We start from the raw sequence: 17,372 nt of genomic DNA, 5'->3' as shown, positions 1-17,372 counted from the left end.
AGGACCGAGCCGTGGAGAGCTTCGAGACCAGCCCCGAGGACGGCTGGGAGATCCGGCCGTTCGTGACGCCCGCCGCGTTCGAGGAGTGGCTGGACCTCCACCACGACACGGCGCCGGGGGTGTGGGTGAGGATCGCCAAGAAGGGGCGGGGGATACCCTCGCTCACCCTCGAGGAGGCGATCGAGGTGCTGCTCTGCTTCGGGTGGATCGACTCGAAGGGGCGGCGGCTCGACGACGACTGGTTCCTGCTGCGGTGCCAGCCGCGCCGACCGCGGTCGAACTGGTCCGAGCGCAACCAGCGGATCGTCGCGCGGCTGGTCGAGGCGGGACGCATGAGGCCCGCCGGCCTGGCGCGGGTCGAGCAGGCCCGGTCCGAGGGCCGGTGGGGCTCCGGCGATCCGGAGCCGGGACCCCGGTCCTAAACTGGTCCGCCCACCCACCCACCGAGGAGTTCCGTGGCCATCCAGCCCATCCGCCTGTTCGGGGATCCCGTGCTGCGCACCCGCGCCACGGAGGTCACGACCTTCGACAAGGAGCTCCGGCGCCTGGTCTCCGACCTCACCGACACCATGCTCGACGCGCCCGGAGCCGGCCTGGCCGCGCCCCAGATCGGCGTCGGCCTGCGGGTGTTCACCTGGCACGTCCACGGCGAGGTGGGCCACCTGGTGAACCCGTCGCTGGACCTCTCCGAGGAGCTGCAGGACGGTCCGGAGGGGTGCCTCTCGCTGCCGGAGCTGACCTACGACTGCGTCCGCGCCCTCTCGGTGGTGGCGCGCGGGTTCGACATGCACGGCGAGCCGGTCCGCATCGAGGGCAGCGAACTGCTGGCCCGGGCCATCCAGCACGAGACCGACCACCTCGACGGCATCCTGTTCATCGACAAGCTCGACACGGCGTCGCGCAAGCTGGCGATGAAGGAGATCCGCGAGTCCGACTGGTTCGGCGCCGAGCGGCCGATGGTCAAGGTCTCCCCGCACCGCACGAACGGCCTCGGCCTGTGAGCGGGGTCCTCTGATGCGCGTGGTCTTCGCCGGCACCCCCGAGGTGGCTGTCCCGGCCCTCGACGCCGTGGCCGCGTCCGGCCACGACCTGGTCGGCGTCGTCACCCGGCCCGATGCCCCCTCCGGGCGCGGTCGACGGCTGGTCGCCTCACCGGTCGCGGTGCGCGCCGAGGAGCTCGGGGTCCCGGTCCTCAAGCCCGAGCACCCCCGCGACCCGGACTTCCAGGAGCGGCTCCGGGCCCTGGCGCCCGACTGCTGCCCGGTGGTGGCCTACGGCGCACTGCTGCCGCAGTCCGCGCTCGACATCCCGAGGCACGGATGGGTGAACCTGCACTTCTCCTGCCTGCCGGCCTGGCGCGGCGCGGCGCCGGTGCAGCACGCGCTGTGGGCCGGGGACGAGATCACCGGGGCGACCACGTTCCGGATCGTCAAGGAGCTCGACGCCGGTCCGACGTTCGGCGTGATGACCGAGCGGATCCGGGCGACCGACACCGCGGGGGACCTGCTGGCCCGGCTGGCCGAGGGCGGCGCCGGGCTGCTGGTCCGCACCCTCGACGGGATCGCCGACGGCTCGCTGGAGGCCCGCCCCCAGCCCGACGACGGGGTCAGCTTCGCACCCAAGATCCTGGTCGAGGACGCCCGGATCGACTGGACCCGCCCCGCGGTCGCCGTCGACCGCCTGGTGCGGGCCTGCACCCCGGGCCCGGGCGCGTGGACGATGCTCGACGGCGAGCGGATGAAGATCGGTCCGGTGACGCCCGCGGACGGCGACCTCCCCGACGCGCTGCCGCCGGGCCGGCTCGAGGTCACCAAGCAGGCGGTCTTCGTGGGCACCGGGACGACCCCGGTCCGGCTCGGTGAGGTCAAGGCGTTCGGCAAGCGGCAGATGGCCGCAGCCGACTGGGCTCGCGGCACCCGGCCGGAGCCCGGGACCGGGTTCGAGGATGGCTGACCCGCGCCGACGCGGGCAGCGAGGACGCCGGTCCGGGGGTCGACCACCCGCCCGCGCGGGCGTGGACGCGCCGCGCGCCGCGGCGTACGAGGTGCTGCGCGCGGTCCGGGTGGACGACGCCTACACCAACCTGGCCCTCCCGCCGGCACTCGAGCGGCACGGGCTCTCCGGGCGGGACGCGGCGTTCGCCACCGAGCTGGCCAGCGGGACGCTGCGCCGCCGCGGCACCTACGACCTGGTCCTGGCCGCCTGCATCGACCGGCCGCTCGCCAAGGTGGAGGCCAAGGTGCTCGACGCGCTGCGGCTCGGGGCGCACCAGCTGCTCTCGATGCGGGTGCCGGCGCACGCGGCCATCTCCACCACCGTCGACCTGGTCCGGGCCCGGGCCGGCGGCGGACCGGCCGGCTTCGCGAACGCCGTGCTGCGCAGGGTCTCCGAGCGGGACCTGGCCGACTGGGTCCGGCTGGTGGCGCCGGCCGACCCCCGGGGCTTCGCGGCCGTCGCCCACGCCCACCCGCGCTGGGTGGTCGACGCGCTGGCCGAGGCGCTGGGACCGCGGGCCGACGAGCTGGACGACCTGCTGGCCGCCGACAACGCAGCCCCCAGGGTGACCCTGGTCGCCCGGCCCGGGCTGGCCGAGGTCGCCGAGCTGGTCGCCGCCGGCGGCACCGCCTCGCCGCAGTCGCCGTACGCCGTGGAGCTGGCCGGCGGCGACCCGGGCGCCGTGCCCGCCGTCGGCCAGGGCCGGGCCGGGGTGCAGGACGAGGGCTCCCAGCTGGTCGCGCTCGCCCTCGCCTCGCTCCCGTTGGAGGGTGCCGACGACACCTGGCTGGACCTGTGCGCCGGACCGGGCGGCAAGGCGACGCTGCTGGCGGCGATGGCCGCGCAGCGGGGGGCGCGGCTGCTGGCGGTCGAGCGGGCCCCGCACCGGGCCGGGCTGGTCCGGCGATCCACCCGGCCGGCGTCTCCCGGGATGCTCGGCGTGGTCGCGGCCGACGGCACGGTCCCCGCCTGGGCGTCGGACCGCTTCGACCGGGTCCTCGTCGACGCCCCCTGCACCGGGCTCGGTGCGCTCCGACGACGGCCCGAGGCCCGGTGGCGCCGCACCCCCGAGGACCTCACGGACCTGGTGCCGCTCCAGAGGTCGCTGCTGTCGGCCGCGGTGACCGCCGCCCGGTCAGGGGGAGTGGTAGCCTACGCGACCTGCTCCCCGGTGCTCGCCGAGACCGTCGGGGTCGTCGAGGCCGTGCTCGCCGAGCGGGGCGACGCCGAGCTGGTGGACGCCTCCGGACTGCTGCCGGGGGTCACCGACGCCGGTGGCCCGCTCCCGGGCACCCTGCAGCTGTGGCCGCACCGGCACGGGACGGACGCGATGTTCGTGGCCTTGCTCCGCCGCCGTCCGGGGGACAGGATCGGATGATGTCGGCGCCGGTCAGGTTCGGGTCACCAGCGGGGCGTTGGATCCTGCTCGCCACGATCCTCGGCTCCGGGCTGGCCGGGATCGACGCCACGGTCGTCAACGTGGCGCTGCCGGCGATCGGGGACGACCTCGACGCCGACTTCGCCGACCTGCAGTGGACGGTCACCGCCTACACGCTGACGCTGGCGTCCTTCATCCTCACCGGCGGCGCCCTGGGTGACCGGATGGGCCGACGGCGGGTGTTCGTGGTCGGGGTGGCGTGGTTCGCCGTCGCCTCGCTGCTGTGCGGGCTGGCCCCGACCGCCTCCACGCTGATCGCCGCCCGGGCGCTGCAGGGCGTCGGCGCCGCCCTGCTCACCCCCGGCAGCCTGGCGATCATCCAGGCCTCATTCGTGCCGGCCGACCGCGCCCGGGCGATCGGCGCCTGGTCCGGGCTCGGCGGCCTGGCCACCGCGGCCGGCCCGTTCCTGGGCGGGTGGCTGGTCGAGGCCGTCTCCTGGCGCTGGGTGTTCTTCATCAACGTGCCGCTGGCGCTCGTGGTCATCGTCGTGGCCCACCGCCACGTCCCCGAGTCGCGCGACCCGTTCGCGTCCGGCCGGGTCGACCTGGCGGGGGCGGCGCTCGGTGCGACCGCGCTCGGCGGGCTGACCTACGCCCTGATCCAGGCGCCGGAGCAGGGCCTGGTCGGCGCCGTGCTGGTCGCCGGCCTCGTCGGCCTCGGGGCGGCCGGCCTGTTCCTGGCGGTCGAGGCCCGGATCCCGCACCCGATGCTGCCCTTGGGCATCTTCGGCTCCCGCCAGTTCAGCGCGGCCAACGCCTTCACGTTCGTCATCTACGCCGCGTTCTCGGTGGTGCTGTTCCTGCTGGTCCTGCACCTGCAGGTCGTCGCCGGCTTCGGCCCCCTGGCCGCCGGCACCGCGCTGCTCCCGATCACCGTGGTGATGCTGGCGCTGTCCGCGCGGTCCGGTGAGCTGGCGGCGCGGATCGGCCCGCGGCTGCCCATGAGCCTCGGTCCCGTGGTGTGCGCCGTGGCCCTGCTGCTGATGCTCAGAATCGGGCCGGACGCCTCCTACGCCACCGCGGTCCTGCCCGGCGTGGTGGTGCTCGGGCTCGGGTTCGCACTGCTGGTCGCGCCCCTGACCGCCACGGCACTGGCCGCCGCCGACGAGGAGCACGCGGGACTCGCCTCGGGGGTCAACAACGCGGTCGCCCGGGCCGGCGGCCTGTTCGCGATCGCCGTACTCCCCGCGGTGGCCGGGCTGACCGGCGCCGACTACGACGTCCCCGAGGTGTTCGCGGCCGGGTTCCGCACCGTGCTGCTGATCTCGGTCGGCCTGCTGGTGGCCGGCTCCGCGCTGGCGGCCGTGGCCATCAGCAACGACGTGCTGGCCGAGCCCGAGGCAGTGCCGGCGGCAGAGCCGGCGGCCGGGGCGGCGGTCGCGTCGACGGCCGCGTCGGGCGGGCACCCGCACCCGGAGGCGCCGACCCGGTACTGCGCGGTCACCGGCACGCCGCTGGCCTCGGTCACCGACGGAGTCTGCGAGCCGGAGGAGTCCGGACGCTAGCGTGGCCGCATGGCATCGAAGCCGCCCTCCGTCGAGATCGACGTCGACGACCGGGTCGTCAAGGTCACCAACCCGGACCGGGTGTACTTCCCCGAGTCCGGCGCGACCAAGCTCGACCTGGTCGAGTACTACCTCTCCGTCGGCGACGGCATCGTCAACGCGCTCCGCGAGCGGCCGTGCATGCTGCACCGGTTCCCGAAGGGGCTGGCCGGCGACAAGGTGCACCAGAAGCGCCTGCCGGCCGGTGCGCCCCCGTGGGTGGAGACGGTCCGGCTGCACTTCCCGCGCTGGAACCGGACCGCCGACGAGCTCTGCGTCACCGAGCTCGCCAGCGTGATCTGGGCGGTGCAGATGTCGACGGTCGAGTTCCACCCCTGGAACAGCCGGAGGGCCGACACCGAGCGGCCCGACGAGTGGCGGATCGACCTCGACCCCGGGCCCCTGTGCGACTTCGGGACGGTCCAGCGCGTGGCGCACGTCGCGCACGAGGTGCTCGACGAGCTGGGCGCACGTGGCCACCCGAAGACCAGCGGCGGGTCCGGGCTGCACGTCTACGTGCGGATCCACCCGGACCACGGCTTCCAGGACGTCCGCCGGGCGGCGCTCGCCTTCGCCCGCGAGGTCGAGAGGCGGGCCCCCGACGACGTCACCACCGCGTGGTGGCGCAAGGACCGGGACCCGCACCACCTCTTCGTGGACTACAACCAGAACGCCCGGGACCACACGATCGCGGCCGCCTACTCGGTGCGCGGGCTCCCCGACGCCCGGGTCTCCACGCCGATCCGCTGGGACGAGGTGGACGACGTGGACCCGCACGACCTGACGATGCTCACGGTCCCGGCCCGGTACGCCGAGCTCGGCGACCTGCACGCCGACATCGACGAGCACCCCTTCGACCTCGCACCGCTGCTGGAGTGGGCCGCGCGGGACGAGGCGGCCGGGACGGCGCCGCCCCCCGACCCGGACCAGCCGGACGGCTCCTCGTCGCCGAGCGGCGTGGGCGGCAGCCGGTAGGTCAGGGGGACGGCTCCCCGCGGCCGAGCTCGCGGTACCACGCGGGCTGGACCCACCGCGGGATCGGTGCCGGCAGGATCAGGCAGGCCACCAGCAGGATGAGGCTGAGCACGACCAGCACGGCGAGGACCTGGGCGACGTACGACGGGACGCCGGCGGCGACGACGCCGGCCGCCAGGACCACCACCGCGACCAGGGGCCGGACCAGCAGCACGCTGCGGTGCTTGAGATGGCCCTGGTAGCTCGAGGTCCACCTCCGGGCCGAGGCCGACGCGCCGCGGCGCTGCCAGAGGTTGTGCGCCAGCAGCACCAGCCCGCCGACGATCATGAGTGTTGCTGTCATCTGCCCTCTCCCGGCCTGGCCCCGACCTGTCCCTGTCTGTCCCTGTCTGTCCCTGTCTGTCCCTGTCTGTCCCGGCCTGCTCGCTCGGTCCCGAAACGGTGAGCCTGCCACCCACGCCGGACACCCTCTCACCGCCACCCCCGCGGCGCTCCCCGGTCCTCCCGGCGGGTCGCCGGCCACTAGGATCCTGCGCGTGGGTATCCAGATCACGCCGAGCATCCTCAACGCCGACCTCGCGCACCTCGCCGACGAGGTGGCCCGCATCCCCGGGGCGGACTGGGTGCACGTCGACGTCATGGACAACCACTTCGTGCCCAACCTGACCCTCGGCCTCCCGGTCGTCGCGTCGCTCGCGCGGGTCGCCGAGCAGCCGCTGGACGCGCACCTGATGATCGCCGACCCCGACCGCTGGGCGCCCGCCTACGCGGAGGCCGGCTGCGGGTCGGTGACCTTCCACGTGGAGGCGGCGGGTGCCCCCGTGCGGCTGGCACGGGAGATCCGGGGCCTGGGTGCCCGGGCCAGCATGGCCCTGAAGCCGGCGACGCCGATCGAGCCCTACGAGGACCTGCTCCCCGAGCTGGACACGCTGCTGATCATGACCGTCGAGCCCGGGTTCGGCGGCCAGAAGTTCCTCGACCTCTGCCTGCCGAAGATCCGCCGGGCCCGGGAGCTCATGCGCCGGCACGGCGTCGAGACCTGGCTCCAGGTGGACGGCGGCGTCTCGCTCGAGACGATCGAGCGCTGCGCCGATGCCGGCGCCGACGTCTTCGTGGCCGGGTCGGCCGTCTACGCCGCCGACGACCCCGATGCCATGGTCGCCGAGCTGCGGGCCCGGGCCGAGGCCGCCTCCGCCTGACCTCCCCGAGCACGGAGGCGCCCAACGGCCGCAATTGCGGCCGAATGACAGAGATCTCGTCCGAAACCATGTCGAACGGCCGCAATTGCGGCGCTTCGACAGGGCGGTCTTCCGCGGACGCGCCCAACGGCCGCAATTGCGGCCGAATGACAGAGATCTGGCCCGAAACCATGTCGAACGGCCGCAATTGCGGCGCTTTGACAGGGCCGCTCGGGGTGGGAGGGCTCACATCGCCGGGCGTCGGCGGCTGTGGCAGGATGGAGGCGTCGAGTTTGTCCAAGCTCGCGTGCTCTGGGGTCGGTGCAATTCCGAGCCGGCGGTGACAGTCCGCGACCCGGTCACAAGCCAGTGACCGGTTGACCAGGTGGAAATCCTGGACCGACGGTGAGAGTCCGGATGGGAAGCGCACGCGGTGAGGCGACACTCCGACGACGAGCGCCCCGGCGTCGTCGCCCGGAGGGTGCCCCCACGACGCCCCGGAGTCCGCGACGGACCCGTGCGGCACGAGAGGGGCCAGCCGATGTCGTTCACCGAAGCCGAGGACCGCGCCATGCTTCGCGCACTCGAGCTGGCGCGCACCCCCGGCGTACCGCTGGGCCCGAACCCCCGGGTGGGCTGCGTGATCCTGGGGCCCGACGGCCGCGAGGTCGCCGAGGGCTTCCACCGGGGCGCCGGTACGCCGCACGCGGAGGCGGCCGCCCTGCACGAGGCAGGGGAGCTGGCTCGCGGGGCGACGGCGGTGGTCACGCTGGAGCCGTGCAACCACACCGGTCGTACGCCGCCGTGCGCGTCCGCGCTGGCCGCCGCCGGGATCGCCCGGGTGGTGTTCGCGCAGCGGGACACGAACCCGGTGGCCACCGGTGGCTCGGGGACCCTGCGGTCGGCCGGGGTCGACGTGGCGGCCGGCCTGCGGGAGCCGGAGGCGCGCGAGGTCAACGCGGCCTGGACGTTCGCGGTCGAGCACGGCCGTCCGTTCGTCACCTGGAAGTTCGCCACGACGCTGGACGGTCGGAGCGCGGCGGCGGACGGCACCAGCCGCTGGGTCTCCTCGCTGGCCTCGCGCCGGGACACGCACCGGCTGCGCGGGGCCTGCGACGTCATGCTCGTCGGCACCAACACCGTCGCCGTGGACGACCCGGAGCTGACCGTCCGGGACGACCTCGGCGAGCCGGTGCCGCACCAGCCGCTCCGGGTGGTGATGGGGGAGCGGGACCTGCCTGCGGACCGTCGGATCCTCAACGACCGGGCGCCGTCGCTCCACCTGCGCACCCGCGACCCGGGGACCGCGCTCGAGGAGCTCTTCGCCCGGGACCGCCAGCACGTGTTCCTGGAGGGCGGTCCGACGCTGGCCGCCGCGTTCCTCGAGGCCGGACTGGTCGACGAGGTCGTCGCGTACGTCGCCCCGATGGTGCTCGGCTCCGGGCGCAGCGCCGTCGCCGACCTCGGGGTCGGCACGATCGGCGACGCCCGGAGGTTCGAGGTCACCGACGTGACCGTTCTCCCGCACGTGCCGGGCGACACCGAGGAGCCGACCGTGCACCAGACCGACGTCCGCATCACGATGCGGCCGCAGCGGACGAGGGGAGACTGAAGTGTTCACCGGGATCGTCGAGGAGCTCGGCACCGTCGAGCGGGTCGAGGAGCAGGCGGACGCCATCCGGCTCTCGATCCGCGCCAGCACGGTGCTCGAGGACGTCAGCACGGGCGACTCGATCGCCGTCAACGGCTGCTGCCTGACCGTGACCGCGGTCGACAGCGCCGACAGCGCCGACACCGACGGGGCCGACGGGGCCGACGGGGCAGTCGGGGTGTGGACCGCCGACGTCATGCAGCAGACCCTCGACCTGACCTCGCTCCGCGGGGTGGGACCGGGGGACCGGGTCAACCTGGAGCGGGCGGTCACCGTCGAGAAGCGGCTCGGCGGCCACATCGTCCAGGGCCACGTCGACGGCGTCGGGATCCTCGTGGCCCGCCGCCCCAGCGAGCACTGGGAGGTCGTCGAGATCGGCTTCCCCGAGGGGCTGGGCCGCTACCTGGTCGACCAGGGCTCGATCACCGTGGACGGCGTCAGCCTCACCGTCGTCGGGGTCGGCGCCGACTCGTTCACGGTCAGCCTGATCCCGGAGACCCTCGCCCGCACCACGCTCGGGACCCGGCAGCCCGGGGACCGGGTCAACCTCGAGGTGGACGTCCTCGCCAAGCACGTCGAGAAGCTGCTCGCCGGCGGCTACCTCGCCCACTCCCCGAAGGAGACCCAGTGACCCACGACACCGTGCGACTCGACCCGGTCGAGCGCGCCATCGCCGACATCGCCGCCGGGAGGGCGGTCGTCGTCGTCGACGACGAGGACCGTGAGAACGAGGGCGACATCATCTTCGCGGCCAGCAAGGCGACCCCGGCGCTGATGGCGTTCACGATCCGGCACTCCAGCGGGGTGATCTGCGTGCCGATGCCGGCCGACATGCTGGACCGGCTCGAGATCCCGCTGATGACCCCGCACAACAAGGACAAGCTGCGCACGGCGTACACGATCTCGGTGGACGCCCGCGACGGCGTCAGCACGGGCATCTCGGCCGCGGACCGGGCCCACACCGCCCGGGTCCTCGCCGACTCCGCCACCGAGCCGTGGGAGATCACCCGCCCCGGGCACGTGTTTCCGCTGCGGTACCGCGACGGTGGGGTGCTGGTGCGGCGCGGCCACACCGAGGCGGCCGTCGACCTGGCCCGGATGGCCGGCCTCACGCCGGCCGGCGTCCTGGTGGAGGTGGTCAACGACGACGGGACGATGAAGCGCGGCCCCGAGCTGCGGGAGTTCGCCGACGAGCACGGGCTGGCGATGATCTCGATCGACGACCTGGTCCGGTTCCGGCGCCGCACCGAGGTGCTGGTCGAGCGGGTCGCCGAGACCCGGCTGCCGACGAGGTCCGGCGACTTCACCGCCTACGGCTACCGGATCACCGTCGACGGCAGCGAGCACGTCGCCCTCGTCCACGGCGACGTGAGCGGGCCGGAGCCGGTCCTGACCCGGGTGCACTCGGAGTGCCTGACCGGCGACGTCTTCGGCAGCCACCGCTGCGACTGCGGCCCGCAGCTCGACGAGGCACTCGACACGATCGTCGCCGAGGGCCGGGGCATCGTGGTCTACCTCCGCGGGCACGAGGGTCGCGGCATCGGGCTGGTCGCCAAGCTCCAGGCCTACGCCCTGCAGGACGGCGGCCGGGACACCGTCGACGCGAACCTCGACCTCGGCCTGCCCGCCGACGCCCGGCACTACGGCACCGCCACCCAGATCCTGCGCGACCTGGGCGTCGAGAGCGTGCGGCTCCTGACCAACAACCCGGACAAGGTGACCAACCTGGAGGAGTTCGGCGTCGCCGTCGCCGAGCGGGTCCCGCTCACGCCGCACCCCAACGACCACAACCTGGCCTACCTGCTCACCAAGCGGGACCGGATGGGCCACGACATGCCGCACCTCGGCCTGACCCCGGAAGGACACGCCCTGTGAGCAAGTCCGGAACCCCCGCGACCGAGCCGAGCGACTGCAGCCACCTCCGGGTGGCCGTGGTCGCCGCCAGCTGGCACGAGACGGTGATGGACGGCCTGCTCGCCGGCGCCCACCGGGCCCTGGCGGCCCACCGCGTGGAGACCCCGCTCGTGCTCCGGGTGCCGGGCACCTTCGAGCTGCCCGTCGCCGCGGCCGCCCTGGCCCGTGACGGGTACGACGCGGTGGTCGCCCTCGGCGTCGTGATCCGCGGCGGCACGCCGCACTTCGAGTACGTCTGCCGGGCCGCGACCGACGGCCTGACCCGGGTCTCCCTCGACCACACCGTCCCGGTCGGGTTCGGCGTGCTGACCTGCGACGACGAGGCGCAGGCGCTGGACCGGGCCGGCCTGGAGGGTTCCAGCGAGGACAAGGGCTGGGAGGCCACGGCCGCGGCCCTGGCCACGGCGCGGACACTCGCGGAGCTGCCCGCCCGGCGTACGCCGTAGGCTTGCGCGACGTGAAGACGTTCGAGGAGCTCTGGGCCGAGCTCAATGAGAAGGCCGCCTCCCGTCCCGAGGGGTCCGGCACCGTGCGCCAGCTCGACGCCGGGGTGCATGCCATCGGCAAGAAGCTGGTCGAGGAGGCCGCCGAGTCGTGGATGGCGGCCGAGCACGAGGGCAAGGAGGCGGCGGCCGAGGAGATCAGCCAGCTGCTGTACCACGCCCAGGTGCTGATGCTCGCCACCGGCATCACGCTCGACGACGTCTACGCCCACCTCTGAGGAACCCCGTGCCCGAGAAGCCCCTGCGCATCGCCGTCCCCAACAAGGGGTCGCTGTCCCAGTCCGCGTCCGAGATCCTGCGCGAGGCCGGCTACCGGCAGCGCCAGGACTCCAAGGAGCTGGCCCTCGCCGACCCCGAGAACGGGGTGGAGTTCTTCTACCTGCGCCCGCGCGACATCGCGCTGTACGTCGGCGAGGGGACGCTCGACATCGGTATCACCGGACGCGACCTGCTGCTGGACTCCGGCGCGCACGCGGAGGAGATCGTCCCGCTCGGCTTCGGTCGCTCGCGGTTCCACTTCGCCGGTCCGGCCGACCGGTTCTCCGAGATCGCCCAGCTGCAGGGCGCCCGCATCGCCACGTCGTACGTCGGGGTGGTGGAGCGGTTCCTCGACGAGCGCGGGATCGAGGCGACGGTGACCCGCCTCGACGGCGCGGTCGAGACCTCGATCCAGCTCGGCGTGGCCGACGTGATCGCCGACGTCGTGGAGACCGGCAGCACGCTGCGGGCGGCCGGGCTCGCGACGTTCGGCGAGGTGGTCCTGGAGTCCGAGGCCGTGCTCATCGGGCACCACGGTGCCGAGCGACCGGCCGGCTTCGACATCTTCCTGCGCCGGCTCGACGGGGTCCTGGTGGCCCGGTCCTACGTGATGATGGACTACGACATCACCAGCGACCGGGTGAGCGACGCGGTCGCCCTGACCCCCGGCATCGAGAGCCCCACCGTCTCGCCCCTGCACCGCGAGGGCTGGGTCGCGGTCCGCGCGATGGTCCCGCGGACGGGCGCCCAGCGACTCATGGACGAGCTCTACCAGCTCGGGGCGCGCGGCATCCTGCTCACGGACATCCATGCCTGCCGCCTCTGAGGTGACCCTGCCGCACACCTGGCGCCCGCTCGGGGTCCGGCTGGCCGGCACCGCCCTCGGGGGGATGCTGCTGATCGTGTGCGCGGCGGCCTGGATCGCCTTCCCGCCCGAGGTGAAGGAGACCTTCTCGTTCTTCCAGCGGGCGACCCTGCTGTTCCTCGGCGGGTTGGCGTTCTCCGCGTGGTTCGCCCTGGTCCGCTCCCGGCTGGTGGCGACCGACGCCGGGCTCGTCGTCGTCAACGGCTACCGGCGCCGGGACCTGGAGTGGGCCGAGGTGGTCGCGGTGCACCTGCCCTCGGGGGCGCCCTGGGCGGTGCTCGACCTCGCCGACGGCAACACCTGCCCGGTGATGGCGATCCAGGGCTCCGACGGCGCCCGGGCCCGGCGCGACCTCGCCCAGCTGCGGGCGCTGCTCAACCGCCGCTGAGCAGCGCGAGGGGGACCCGGTAGATCTTCTGGATCTCCGGGTGCGTGACCACCAGCCGGTCCCCGACGATCGCCGCGTCCACGTTCTCCCTGGTGACCGGGGCCCGGTCCAGGGTCAGCTCGCCCAGCACCTCGCCGGTGCCGGTGTCGATCGTGTGCACCGTCGGACCCTCCTGGCCGACCACGTGCACCCGGTCTCCCTCGGCCACGACGGCGTCGGCCGCGACCGGCCCCTCGACGGTGCTCGTCACGCTCAGGTCCTGCGGGTCCAGGGCGACGACCCGGCCCTCGCGGGTGCAGGCGACCCAGACCAGGCCCCCGGCCCCCACCAGCCCCTGGGGGCTGCGGCACCCGTCGACGACCTCGGTCCGGGCGCGGCCGTCGGTGACCCGGGAGACCGAGCCGGCGAGGAAGTTCCCCACCCAGATCCCCGAGGCGCCGGCACTGACGAGGCGCGGGCCGTCACCGACCGGGACCGGGGTCCCGAGCCGGCCGGAGCGGGGGTCGAGCGGCAGCACCCGGTCCCCGGCCTGGTCGACCACCCAGACGCGCCGACCGTCGAAGGCCAGCCCCTCCGGCTCGGCGACCTCGGCGCCGGGGGCGGGCGGCACCCGGACCCGACGGTCCACCCGGCCGGAGTCCGGGTCGATCCGGACCAGGCGACCGCGGGCGATGTCGCTGACCCAGGTGCCGGCCGGGGTGGCCACCAGCCTCAGCGGGGTGCCACCGACCTCGATCTCGGGCCCCGAGCCGGGCCGCACCGAGGCCGTCTGGGGCAGGACGCTCCACGCCTCGCCGTCGACGTCGCCGACCCCGACCGGCCCGCTGCCGACGCGCTCCACCTCGACGCCCTCGGGTGGCAGGTCCGGCCCGCTCGGGTCGGCCGTCGCCGCTCCCGGGGTGCCGGAGGTGCCGGACTGGTCCGGGTCCGGGTCGGAGCCGCAGGCGGCCAGCGGGCCGAGCGCCAGCGCGACCAGCAGGGCCGGCACGGCGGAGAAGCGCCTGCGGATCGGACCGTCCATGCCACCGCAGCCTAGGCCCACCCGAAACTGGTTGAGGCCAAGCAATAGGGTGAAGTACGTGGCTGTGCGGAGTTCGACGATGCGGGACGGCTTCGCCGTACTCTGGGTCGCGATCAAGCGCGAGCCCTGGATCTTCGCGCTCTCGACCGTGGGCAGCGTGCTCTTCGGGGCGCTGACCGTGGCCGACGCCTGGGTGCTCGGCTGGTCCACGGAGAACGCCGTGCTGCCGGCGTTCGAGACCGGCGAGGTCGAGGCCTCGGTGCTGTGGGCCGTCTTCGGCCTGTTCGTGGGCGTCGCGATCCTGCGCGCCGTCGGCATCGTCGCCCGCCGCCTCGGTGCCGGGATCATGCAGTACCGCATGCAGGCGCACTCCCGGCGCGAGGTGACCCGGCAGTACCTCCGGCTCCCGATGGAGTGGCACCAGCGGCACCCCACCGGCCAGCTGCTCTCCAACGCGAACTCGGACGTCGAGGCCACCTGGTTCCCGATCGCGCCGCTGCCCATGGCCGTCGGCACCGTCGCGATGATGGTCATCGCGATCGTGCAGATGCTGCTGGCCGACGTCGTGCTGGCGATCATCGGCCTGCTGGTTTTCCCCGCGGTGATCGCCGCCAACGTGGCCTACCAGCGGGCGGCGTCCCCGCTGATGACCCGCGCCCAGCAGCTGCGCGCCGAGCTGAGCGAGGTCGCCCACGAGTCCTTCGACGGGGCGATGGTGGTCAAGACCCTCGGCCGGGAGGGCGAGGAGACCGAGCGGTTCGGCAGCAAGGCGGTCGAGCTCCGTGACGTGCTGGTGAGGGCGGGCCGGATCCGGGCGATGTTCGACCCCACCCTGGCGGCGCTGCCGAACCTCGGCGTCCTGGTCGTGCTGGCCATCGGCGTCGCCCGGGTGCTCGAGGGCGCCACCAGCACCGGCGACCTGGTCACCGTCGCCTACCTGCTCACGATCGTGTCGTTCCCGATCCGCTCGATCGGCTGGCTGCTCGGTGAGTTCCCGCGCAGCGTGGTCGGCTTCGAGCGGGTCGACGCCGTCCTGCGGGCGACCGGCGAGATGCAGTACGGCCCCGCCCGGCTCGACGGGTCCGGTGGAGCCCGGCTCGTCGTCGACGGCCTCGCCTACGCCTACGACCCCGACCAGCCGCTGCTCGACGACGTCAGCTTCGACGTCGAGCCGGGACGCACGGTGGCGCTGGTGGGCGCCACCGCCTCGGGCAAGAGCACGCTGACGAACCTGCTCACGCGCCTGGTCGACCCGGACCGCGGGGCGGTGCGGATCGACGACACCGACCTGCGCGACCTGGCACCCGGCGTGCTCGCGGGCTCCATGTCCGTCGTCGGCCAGGCCGCGTTCCTCTTCGACGACACCGTCCGCGGGAACGTCACCCTGGACGCCGACATCCCCGACGAGGACGTGTGGGAGGCGCTGCGCACGGCGCAGGCGGACGGGTTCGTGGCCGCCCTGCCCGAGGGGCTCGACACCCGGCTGGGGGAGCGGGGCACCTCCCTCTCGGGCGGCCAGCGGCAGCGGATCTCCCTGGCCCGGGCCCTGGTCCGGCGGCCACGCCTCCTTGTGCTCGACGACGCCACCTCGGCGGTCGACCCCGAGGTGGAGGCCCGGATCCTGGCGGCCCTGCGGAACGGGGCGGACCGCGGGGAGGGCGGCCCGGCGGCCACCCTGGTCGTGGTCGCCTACCGCAAGGCCACGATCGGCCTCGCCGACGAGGTGATCCACCTCGCCGACGGCCGGGTCGTCGACCGCGGCACCCACACGGACCTGCTCGGACGCAGCCCGGCCTACGCCGACCTGGTCAACGCCTACGAGCAGCAGGCAGCGGGTGAGCAGGAGTGAGCACCAGGGTCGCCACCGGCGACGAGATCAAGGCGATGGAGACGATCCGGCGCGGGCTGGCCATCTCCCCGGAGCTCAAGGACGGGCTGGCCGGCACGATGCTGCTGGCGCTGCTGTCCACCATGGGCCAGGTGGTCGTCCCGATCGTCATCCAGCAGACGCTGGACCGCGGCATCAACGGGCCGCAGGGGCCGGACATCTCCTTCATGGTCTGGATGGGCCTGCTGGCCGCGCTCGCGATCGCGGTCACCGGCGTCGCGTCGTACTTCATGACCTCCCGGCTCTTCCGCGCCGCCGAGACCGGGCTGGCCACGCTCCGCACGAAGGCGTTCCGCCACGTGCACGACCTCCCGGTCCTGACCCAGAACACCGAGCGCCGCGGGTCGCTCGTCTCCCGCGTGACCAGCGACGTCGACCAGGTCAGCACGTTCCTGATCTTCGGCGGCATCTTCGCCGTGATCAGCGTCGGCCAGGTGCTCGTGGCGACGGTGATCATGCTCGTCTACTCGTGGCAGCTGACCGCGGTCGTGTGGCTCTGCTTCCTGCCGCTGTTCGTGTCGCTGCGGTTCTTCCAGCGCAAGCTCTCCGACGCGTACGGCGTGGTGCGGCGGCAGATCGGCACCCTCCTCTCGGCGATCTCCGAGCCGGTCGTCGGTGCCGCCGTGGTCCGCTCCTACGCCGTCGAGCAGCGCACCCAGGACCGGATCGACGAGGCGATCGACCGGCACCGGGTGGCCGCCACGAAGGCGCAGGGCCTGACCGCGTTCTCGTTCAGCCTCGGCGGCCTCTCCGGGGGCCTGGCCAACGCCGGTGTGCTGATCGTGGGCATCTGGCTCGGCTTCGCCGGCGACATCAGCGCCGGCGAGGTGATCGCGTTCGCGTTCCTGGTCTCGCTGTTCGTGATGCCCGTGCAGATGGGCACCCAGATCCTCACCGAGGCGCAGAACGCCATCGCCGGCTGGCGCCGGGTGATCGGCATCCTGGACACCCCGGCCGACCTCGTCGACCCCGGCCCGGACGGCCGGGTGCTGCCGCGCGGCCCGGTGGACGTCGAGTTCCGGGACGTGACGTTCGCCTACGGCCCGGAGGCGCCGGTGGTGCTGCACGAGGTCTCGATGCACATCGAGTCCGGCAGCCGGATCGCGATCGTCGGCGAGACCGGCTCCGGCAAGTCCACCTTCGCCAAGCTCCTGACCCGGCTCATGGACCCGGTGTCGGGCGCGGTGCTGCTGGACGGCGTCGACGTGCGCGACATCGGCCAGGGGTCGCTGCGCCGCTCGGTGGTGCTGGTCCCGCAGGAGGGGTTCCTCTTCGACGACACCCTGCGCGCCAACGCACGGTACGGACGCCTCGACGCCACCGACGAGGAGATCCTCGCCTCGGCCGCCGAGCTCGGTCTCGCCGACTGGGTGGACGGCCTGCCGCGCGGGCTGGACACCCGGGTCGGCCAGCGCGGCGAGTCCCTGTCCGCGGGGGAGCGGCAGCTGGTCGCGCTGCTGCGTGCCCACCTGGTCGACCCCGACCTGCTGGTGCTGGACGAGGCGACCAGCGCGGTCGACCCCAACCTCGAGATGCGGATCGGCCGGGCCCTGGAGCGGCTCATGAGCGGACGCACCTCGGTGACGATCGCGCACCGGCTCTCCACCGCCGAGAACGCCGACGAGGTGGTGGTGGTCGACCGTGGCCGGATCGTCCAGCGCGGGCCGCACGCCGTCCTCGCCGCCCAGGACGGCGTCTACGCCGGCCTGCACGCCTCCTGGGTCGCGCAGCAGGGCCGCGCCGCCGGCGCCTAG

General features: G+C 74.0%; 18 protein-coding genes and 1 riboswitch. Of the genes, 16 read left to right on the top strand and 2 right to left on the bottom strand.

Annotated features, from left to right (window positions below):
• Positions 1 to 11: 11 nt before the first annotated feature.
• Genes IE331_RS08835 through ligD form a run of 6 tightly spaced genes read left to right on the top strand, consistent with a single transcriptional unit; the run spans position 12 to position 5,952 of the window.
• Positions 12 to 422, top strand: coding sequence for a YdeI/OmpD-associated family protein (locus IE331_RS08835; RefSeq protein WP_192142604.1), 411 nt, complete (start codon positions 12 to 14; stop codon positions 420 to 422).
• Positions 423 to 455: 33 nt separating this feature from the next.
• Entirely contained in the window at positions 456 to 1,001 is a 546-nt protein-coding gene (def, locus tag IE331_RS08830; protein ID WP_192142602.1) for a peptide deformylase, read from the top strand.
• A gap of 13 nt (positions 1,002 to 1,014) precedes the next feature.
• On the top strand, positions 1,015 to 1,953 hold the full coding sequence (fmt, locus tag IE331_RS08825) for a methionyl-tRNA formyltransferase (RefSeq protein WP_192142599.1): 939 nt from the start codon (positions 1,015 to 1,017) through the stop codon (positions 1,951 to 1,953).
• Positions 1,946 to 3,373: an RsmB/NOP family class I SAM-dependent RNA methyltransferase gene (locus IE331_RS08820; RefSeq protein ID WP_192142597.1), complete on the top strand. Its 1,428-nt coding sequence runs from the start codon at positions 1,946 to 1,948 to the stop codon at positions 3,371 to 3,373. The genes fmt and IE331_RS08820 overlap by 8 nt, the downstream gene beginning before the upstream one ends.
• On the top strand, positions 3,373 to 4,938 hold the full coding sequence (locus tag IE331_RS08815) for an MFS transporter (RefSeq protein ID WP_201931487.1): 1,566 nt from the start codon (positions 3,373 to 3,375) through the stop codon (positions 4,936 to 4,938). The genes IE331_RS08820 and IE331_RS08815 overlap by 1 nt, the downstream gene beginning before the upstream one ends.
• A gap of 9 nt (positions 4,939 to 4,947) precedes the next feature.
• Positions 4,948 to 5,952 carry a non-homologous end-joining DNA ligase gene (gene ligD / locus IE331_RS08810; protein WP_192142593.1) on the top strand — a complete coding sequence of 335 codons (1,005 nt, stop codon included), beginning with the start codon at positions 4,948 to 4,950 and terminating at the stop codon, positions 5,950 to 5,952.
• A 1-nt stretch (position 5,953) separates the two neighbouring features.
• Here ligD and IE331_RS08805 read toward each other — a convergent pair whose 3' ends face one another.
• Entirely contained in the window at positions 5,954 to 6,295 is a 342-nt protein-coding gene (locus IE331_RS08805) for a hypothetical protein (RefSeq protein WP_192142591.1), read from the bottom strand.
• 193 nt (positions 6,296 to 6,488) lie between these two features.
• On the opposite strand from IE331_RS08805, the gene rpe reads away from it, so the two are divergent.
• The 8 genes from rpe to IE331_RS08765 all read left to right on the top strand — a co-directional run bounded on the left by rpe (position 6,489) and on the right by IE331_RS08765 (position 12,709).
• Positions 6,489 to 7,151, top strand: coding sequence for a ribulose-phosphate 3-epimerase (rpe, locus tag IE331_RS08800; RefSeq protein WP_192142589.1), 663 nt, complete (start codon positions 6,489 to 6,491; stop codon positions 7,149 to 7,151).
• A 282-nt stretch (positions 7,152 to 7,433) separates the two neighbouring features.
• A riboswitch (FMN riboswitch) is annotated at positions 7,434 to 7,564 on the top strand.
• Positions 7,565 to 7,671: 107 nt separating this feature from the next.
• Positions 7,672 to 8,742: a bifunctional diaminohydroxyphosphoribosylaminopyrimidine deaminase/5-amino-6-(5-phosphoribosylamino)uracil reductase RibD gene (gene ribD / locus IE331_RS08795; RefSeq protein ID WP_201931485.1), complete on the top strand. Its 1,071-nt coding sequence runs from the start codon at positions 7,672 to 7,674 to the stop codon at positions 8,740 to 8,742.
• 1 nt (position 8,743) lies between these two features.
• The gene (locus IE331_RS08790) at positions 8,744 to 9,412 is read left to right on the top strand and encodes a riboflavin synthase (RefSeq protein ID WP_192142587.1); all 669 of its coding nucleotides are present in this window, start codon (positions 8,744 to 8,746) and stop codon (positions 9,410 to 9,412) included.
• On the top strand, positions 9,409 to 10,656 hold the full coding sequence (locus tag IE331_RS08785) for a bifunctional 3,4-dihydroxy-2-butanone-4-phosphate synthase/GTP cyclohydrolase II (RefSeq protein ID WP_318646797.1): 1,248 nt from the start codon (positions 9,409 to 9,411) through the stop codon (positions 10,654 to 10,656). Before IE331_RS08790 ends, IE331_RS08785 begins: the two co-directional genes overlap by 4 nt.
• Complete coding sequence (gene ribH, locus IE331_RS08780; protein ID WP_192142585.1) at positions 10,653 to 11,141, top strand: 6,7-dimethyl-8-ribityllumazine synthase; 489 nt, start codon at positions 10,653 to 10,655, stop codon at positions 11,139 to 11,141. The genes IE331_RS08785 and ribH overlap by 4 nt, the downstream gene beginning before the upstream one ends.
• An 11-nt stretch (positions 11,142 to 11,152) precedes the next feature.
• Positions 11,153 to 11,416, top strand: a complete 264-nt coding sequence (locus IE331_RS08775; protein WP_192142582.1) for a phosphoribosyl-ATP diphosphatase — start codon at positions 11,153 to 11,155, stop codon at positions 11,414 to 11,416.
• Positions 11,417 to 11,424: 8 nt separating this feature from the next.
• Positions 11,425 to 12,282 carry an ATP phosphoribosyltransferase gene (hisG, locus tag IE331_RS08770; protein WP_192142580.1) on the top strand — a complete coding sequence of 286 codons (858 nt, stop codon included), beginning with the start codon at positions 11,425 to 11,427 and terminating at the stop codon, positions 12,280 to 12,282.
• Positions 12,266 to 12,709: a PH domain-containing protein gene (locus IE331_RS08765; protein ID WP_192142578.1), complete on the top strand. Its 444-nt coding sequence runs from the start codon at positions 12,266 to 12,268 to the stop codon at positions 12,707 to 12,709. The genes hisG and IE331_RS08765 overlap by 17 nt, the downstream gene beginning before the upstream one ends.
• Here IE331_RS08765 and IE331_RS08760 read toward each other — a convergent pair.
• Positions 12,696 to 13,730, bottom strand: coding sequence for a Vgb family protein (locus IE331_RS08760; protein WP_192142576.1), 1,035 nt, complete (start codon positions 13,728 to 13,730; stop codon positions 12,696 to 12,698). The two genes, IE331_RS08765 and IE331_RS08760, sit on opposite strands and share 14 nt — an antisense overlap.
• 58 nt (positions 13,731 to 13,788) lie before the next feature.
• Here IE331_RS08760 and IE331_RS08755 point away from each other — a divergent pair, with 58 nt between their 5' ends.
• Both IE331_RS08755 and IE331_RS08750 read left to right on the top strand, forming a co-directional pair.
• Positions 13,789 to 15,579, top strand: coding sequence for an ABC transporter ATP-binding protein (locus tag IE331_RS08755; RefSeq protein ID WP_201931484.1), 1,791 nt, complete (start codon positions 13,789 to 13,791; stop codon positions 15,577 to 15,579).
• On the top strand, positions 15,576 to 17,372 hold the full coding sequence (locus IE331_RS08750) for an ABC transporter ATP-binding protein (protein WP_201931483.1): 1,797 nt from the start codon (positions 15,576 to 15,578) through the stop codon (positions 17,370 to 17,372). The genes IE331_RS08755 and IE331_RS08750 overlap by 4 nt, the downstream gene beginning before the upstream one ends.

It is taken from the genome of Nocardioides donggukensis (assembly GCF_014842875.1).
GTDB lineage: Bacteria > Actinomycetota > Actinomycetes > Propionibacteriales > Nocardioidaceae > Nocardioides > Nocardioides donggukensis.
This window is presented reverse-complemented; position numbering and strand designations above follow the sequence as displayed.

Excerpts from the sequence above, each read along its gene's own strand:
- fmt (WP_192142599.1), top strand. The coding sequence starts at position 1,015 with ATGCGCGTGGTCTTCGCCGGCACCCCCGAGGTGGCTGTCCCGGCCCTC.
- ribD (WP_201931485.1), top strand. The coding sequence starts at position 7,672 with ATGTCGTTCACCGAAGCCGAGGACCGCGCCATGCTTCGCGCACTCGAG.
- IE331_RS08805 (WP_192142591.1), bottom strand. The coding sequence starts at position 6,295 with ATGACAGCAACACTCATGATCGTCGGCGGGCTGGTGCTGCTGGCGCAC.
- IE331_RS08765 (WP_192142578.1), top strand. The coding sequence starts at position 12,266 with ATGCCTGCCGCCTCTGAGGTGACCCTGCCGCACACCTGGCGCCCGCTC.
- IE331_RS08760 (WP_192142576.1), bottom strand. The coding sequence starts at position 13,730 with ATGGACGGTCCGATCCGCAGGCGCTTCTCCGCCGTGCCGGCCCTGCTG.
- IE331_RS08820 (WP_192142597.1), top strand. The coding sequence starts at position 1,946 with ATGGCTGACCCGCGCCGACGCGGGCAGCGAGGACGCCGGTCCGGGGGT.
- ligD (WP_192142593.1), top strand. The coding sequence starts at position 4,948 with ATGGCATCGAAGCCGCCCTCCGTCGAGATCGACGTCGACGACCGGGTC.
- IE331_RS08815 (WP_201931487.1), top strand. The coding sequence starts at position 3,373 with ATGTCGGCGCCGGTCAGGTTCGGGTCACCAGCGGGGCGTTGGATCCTG.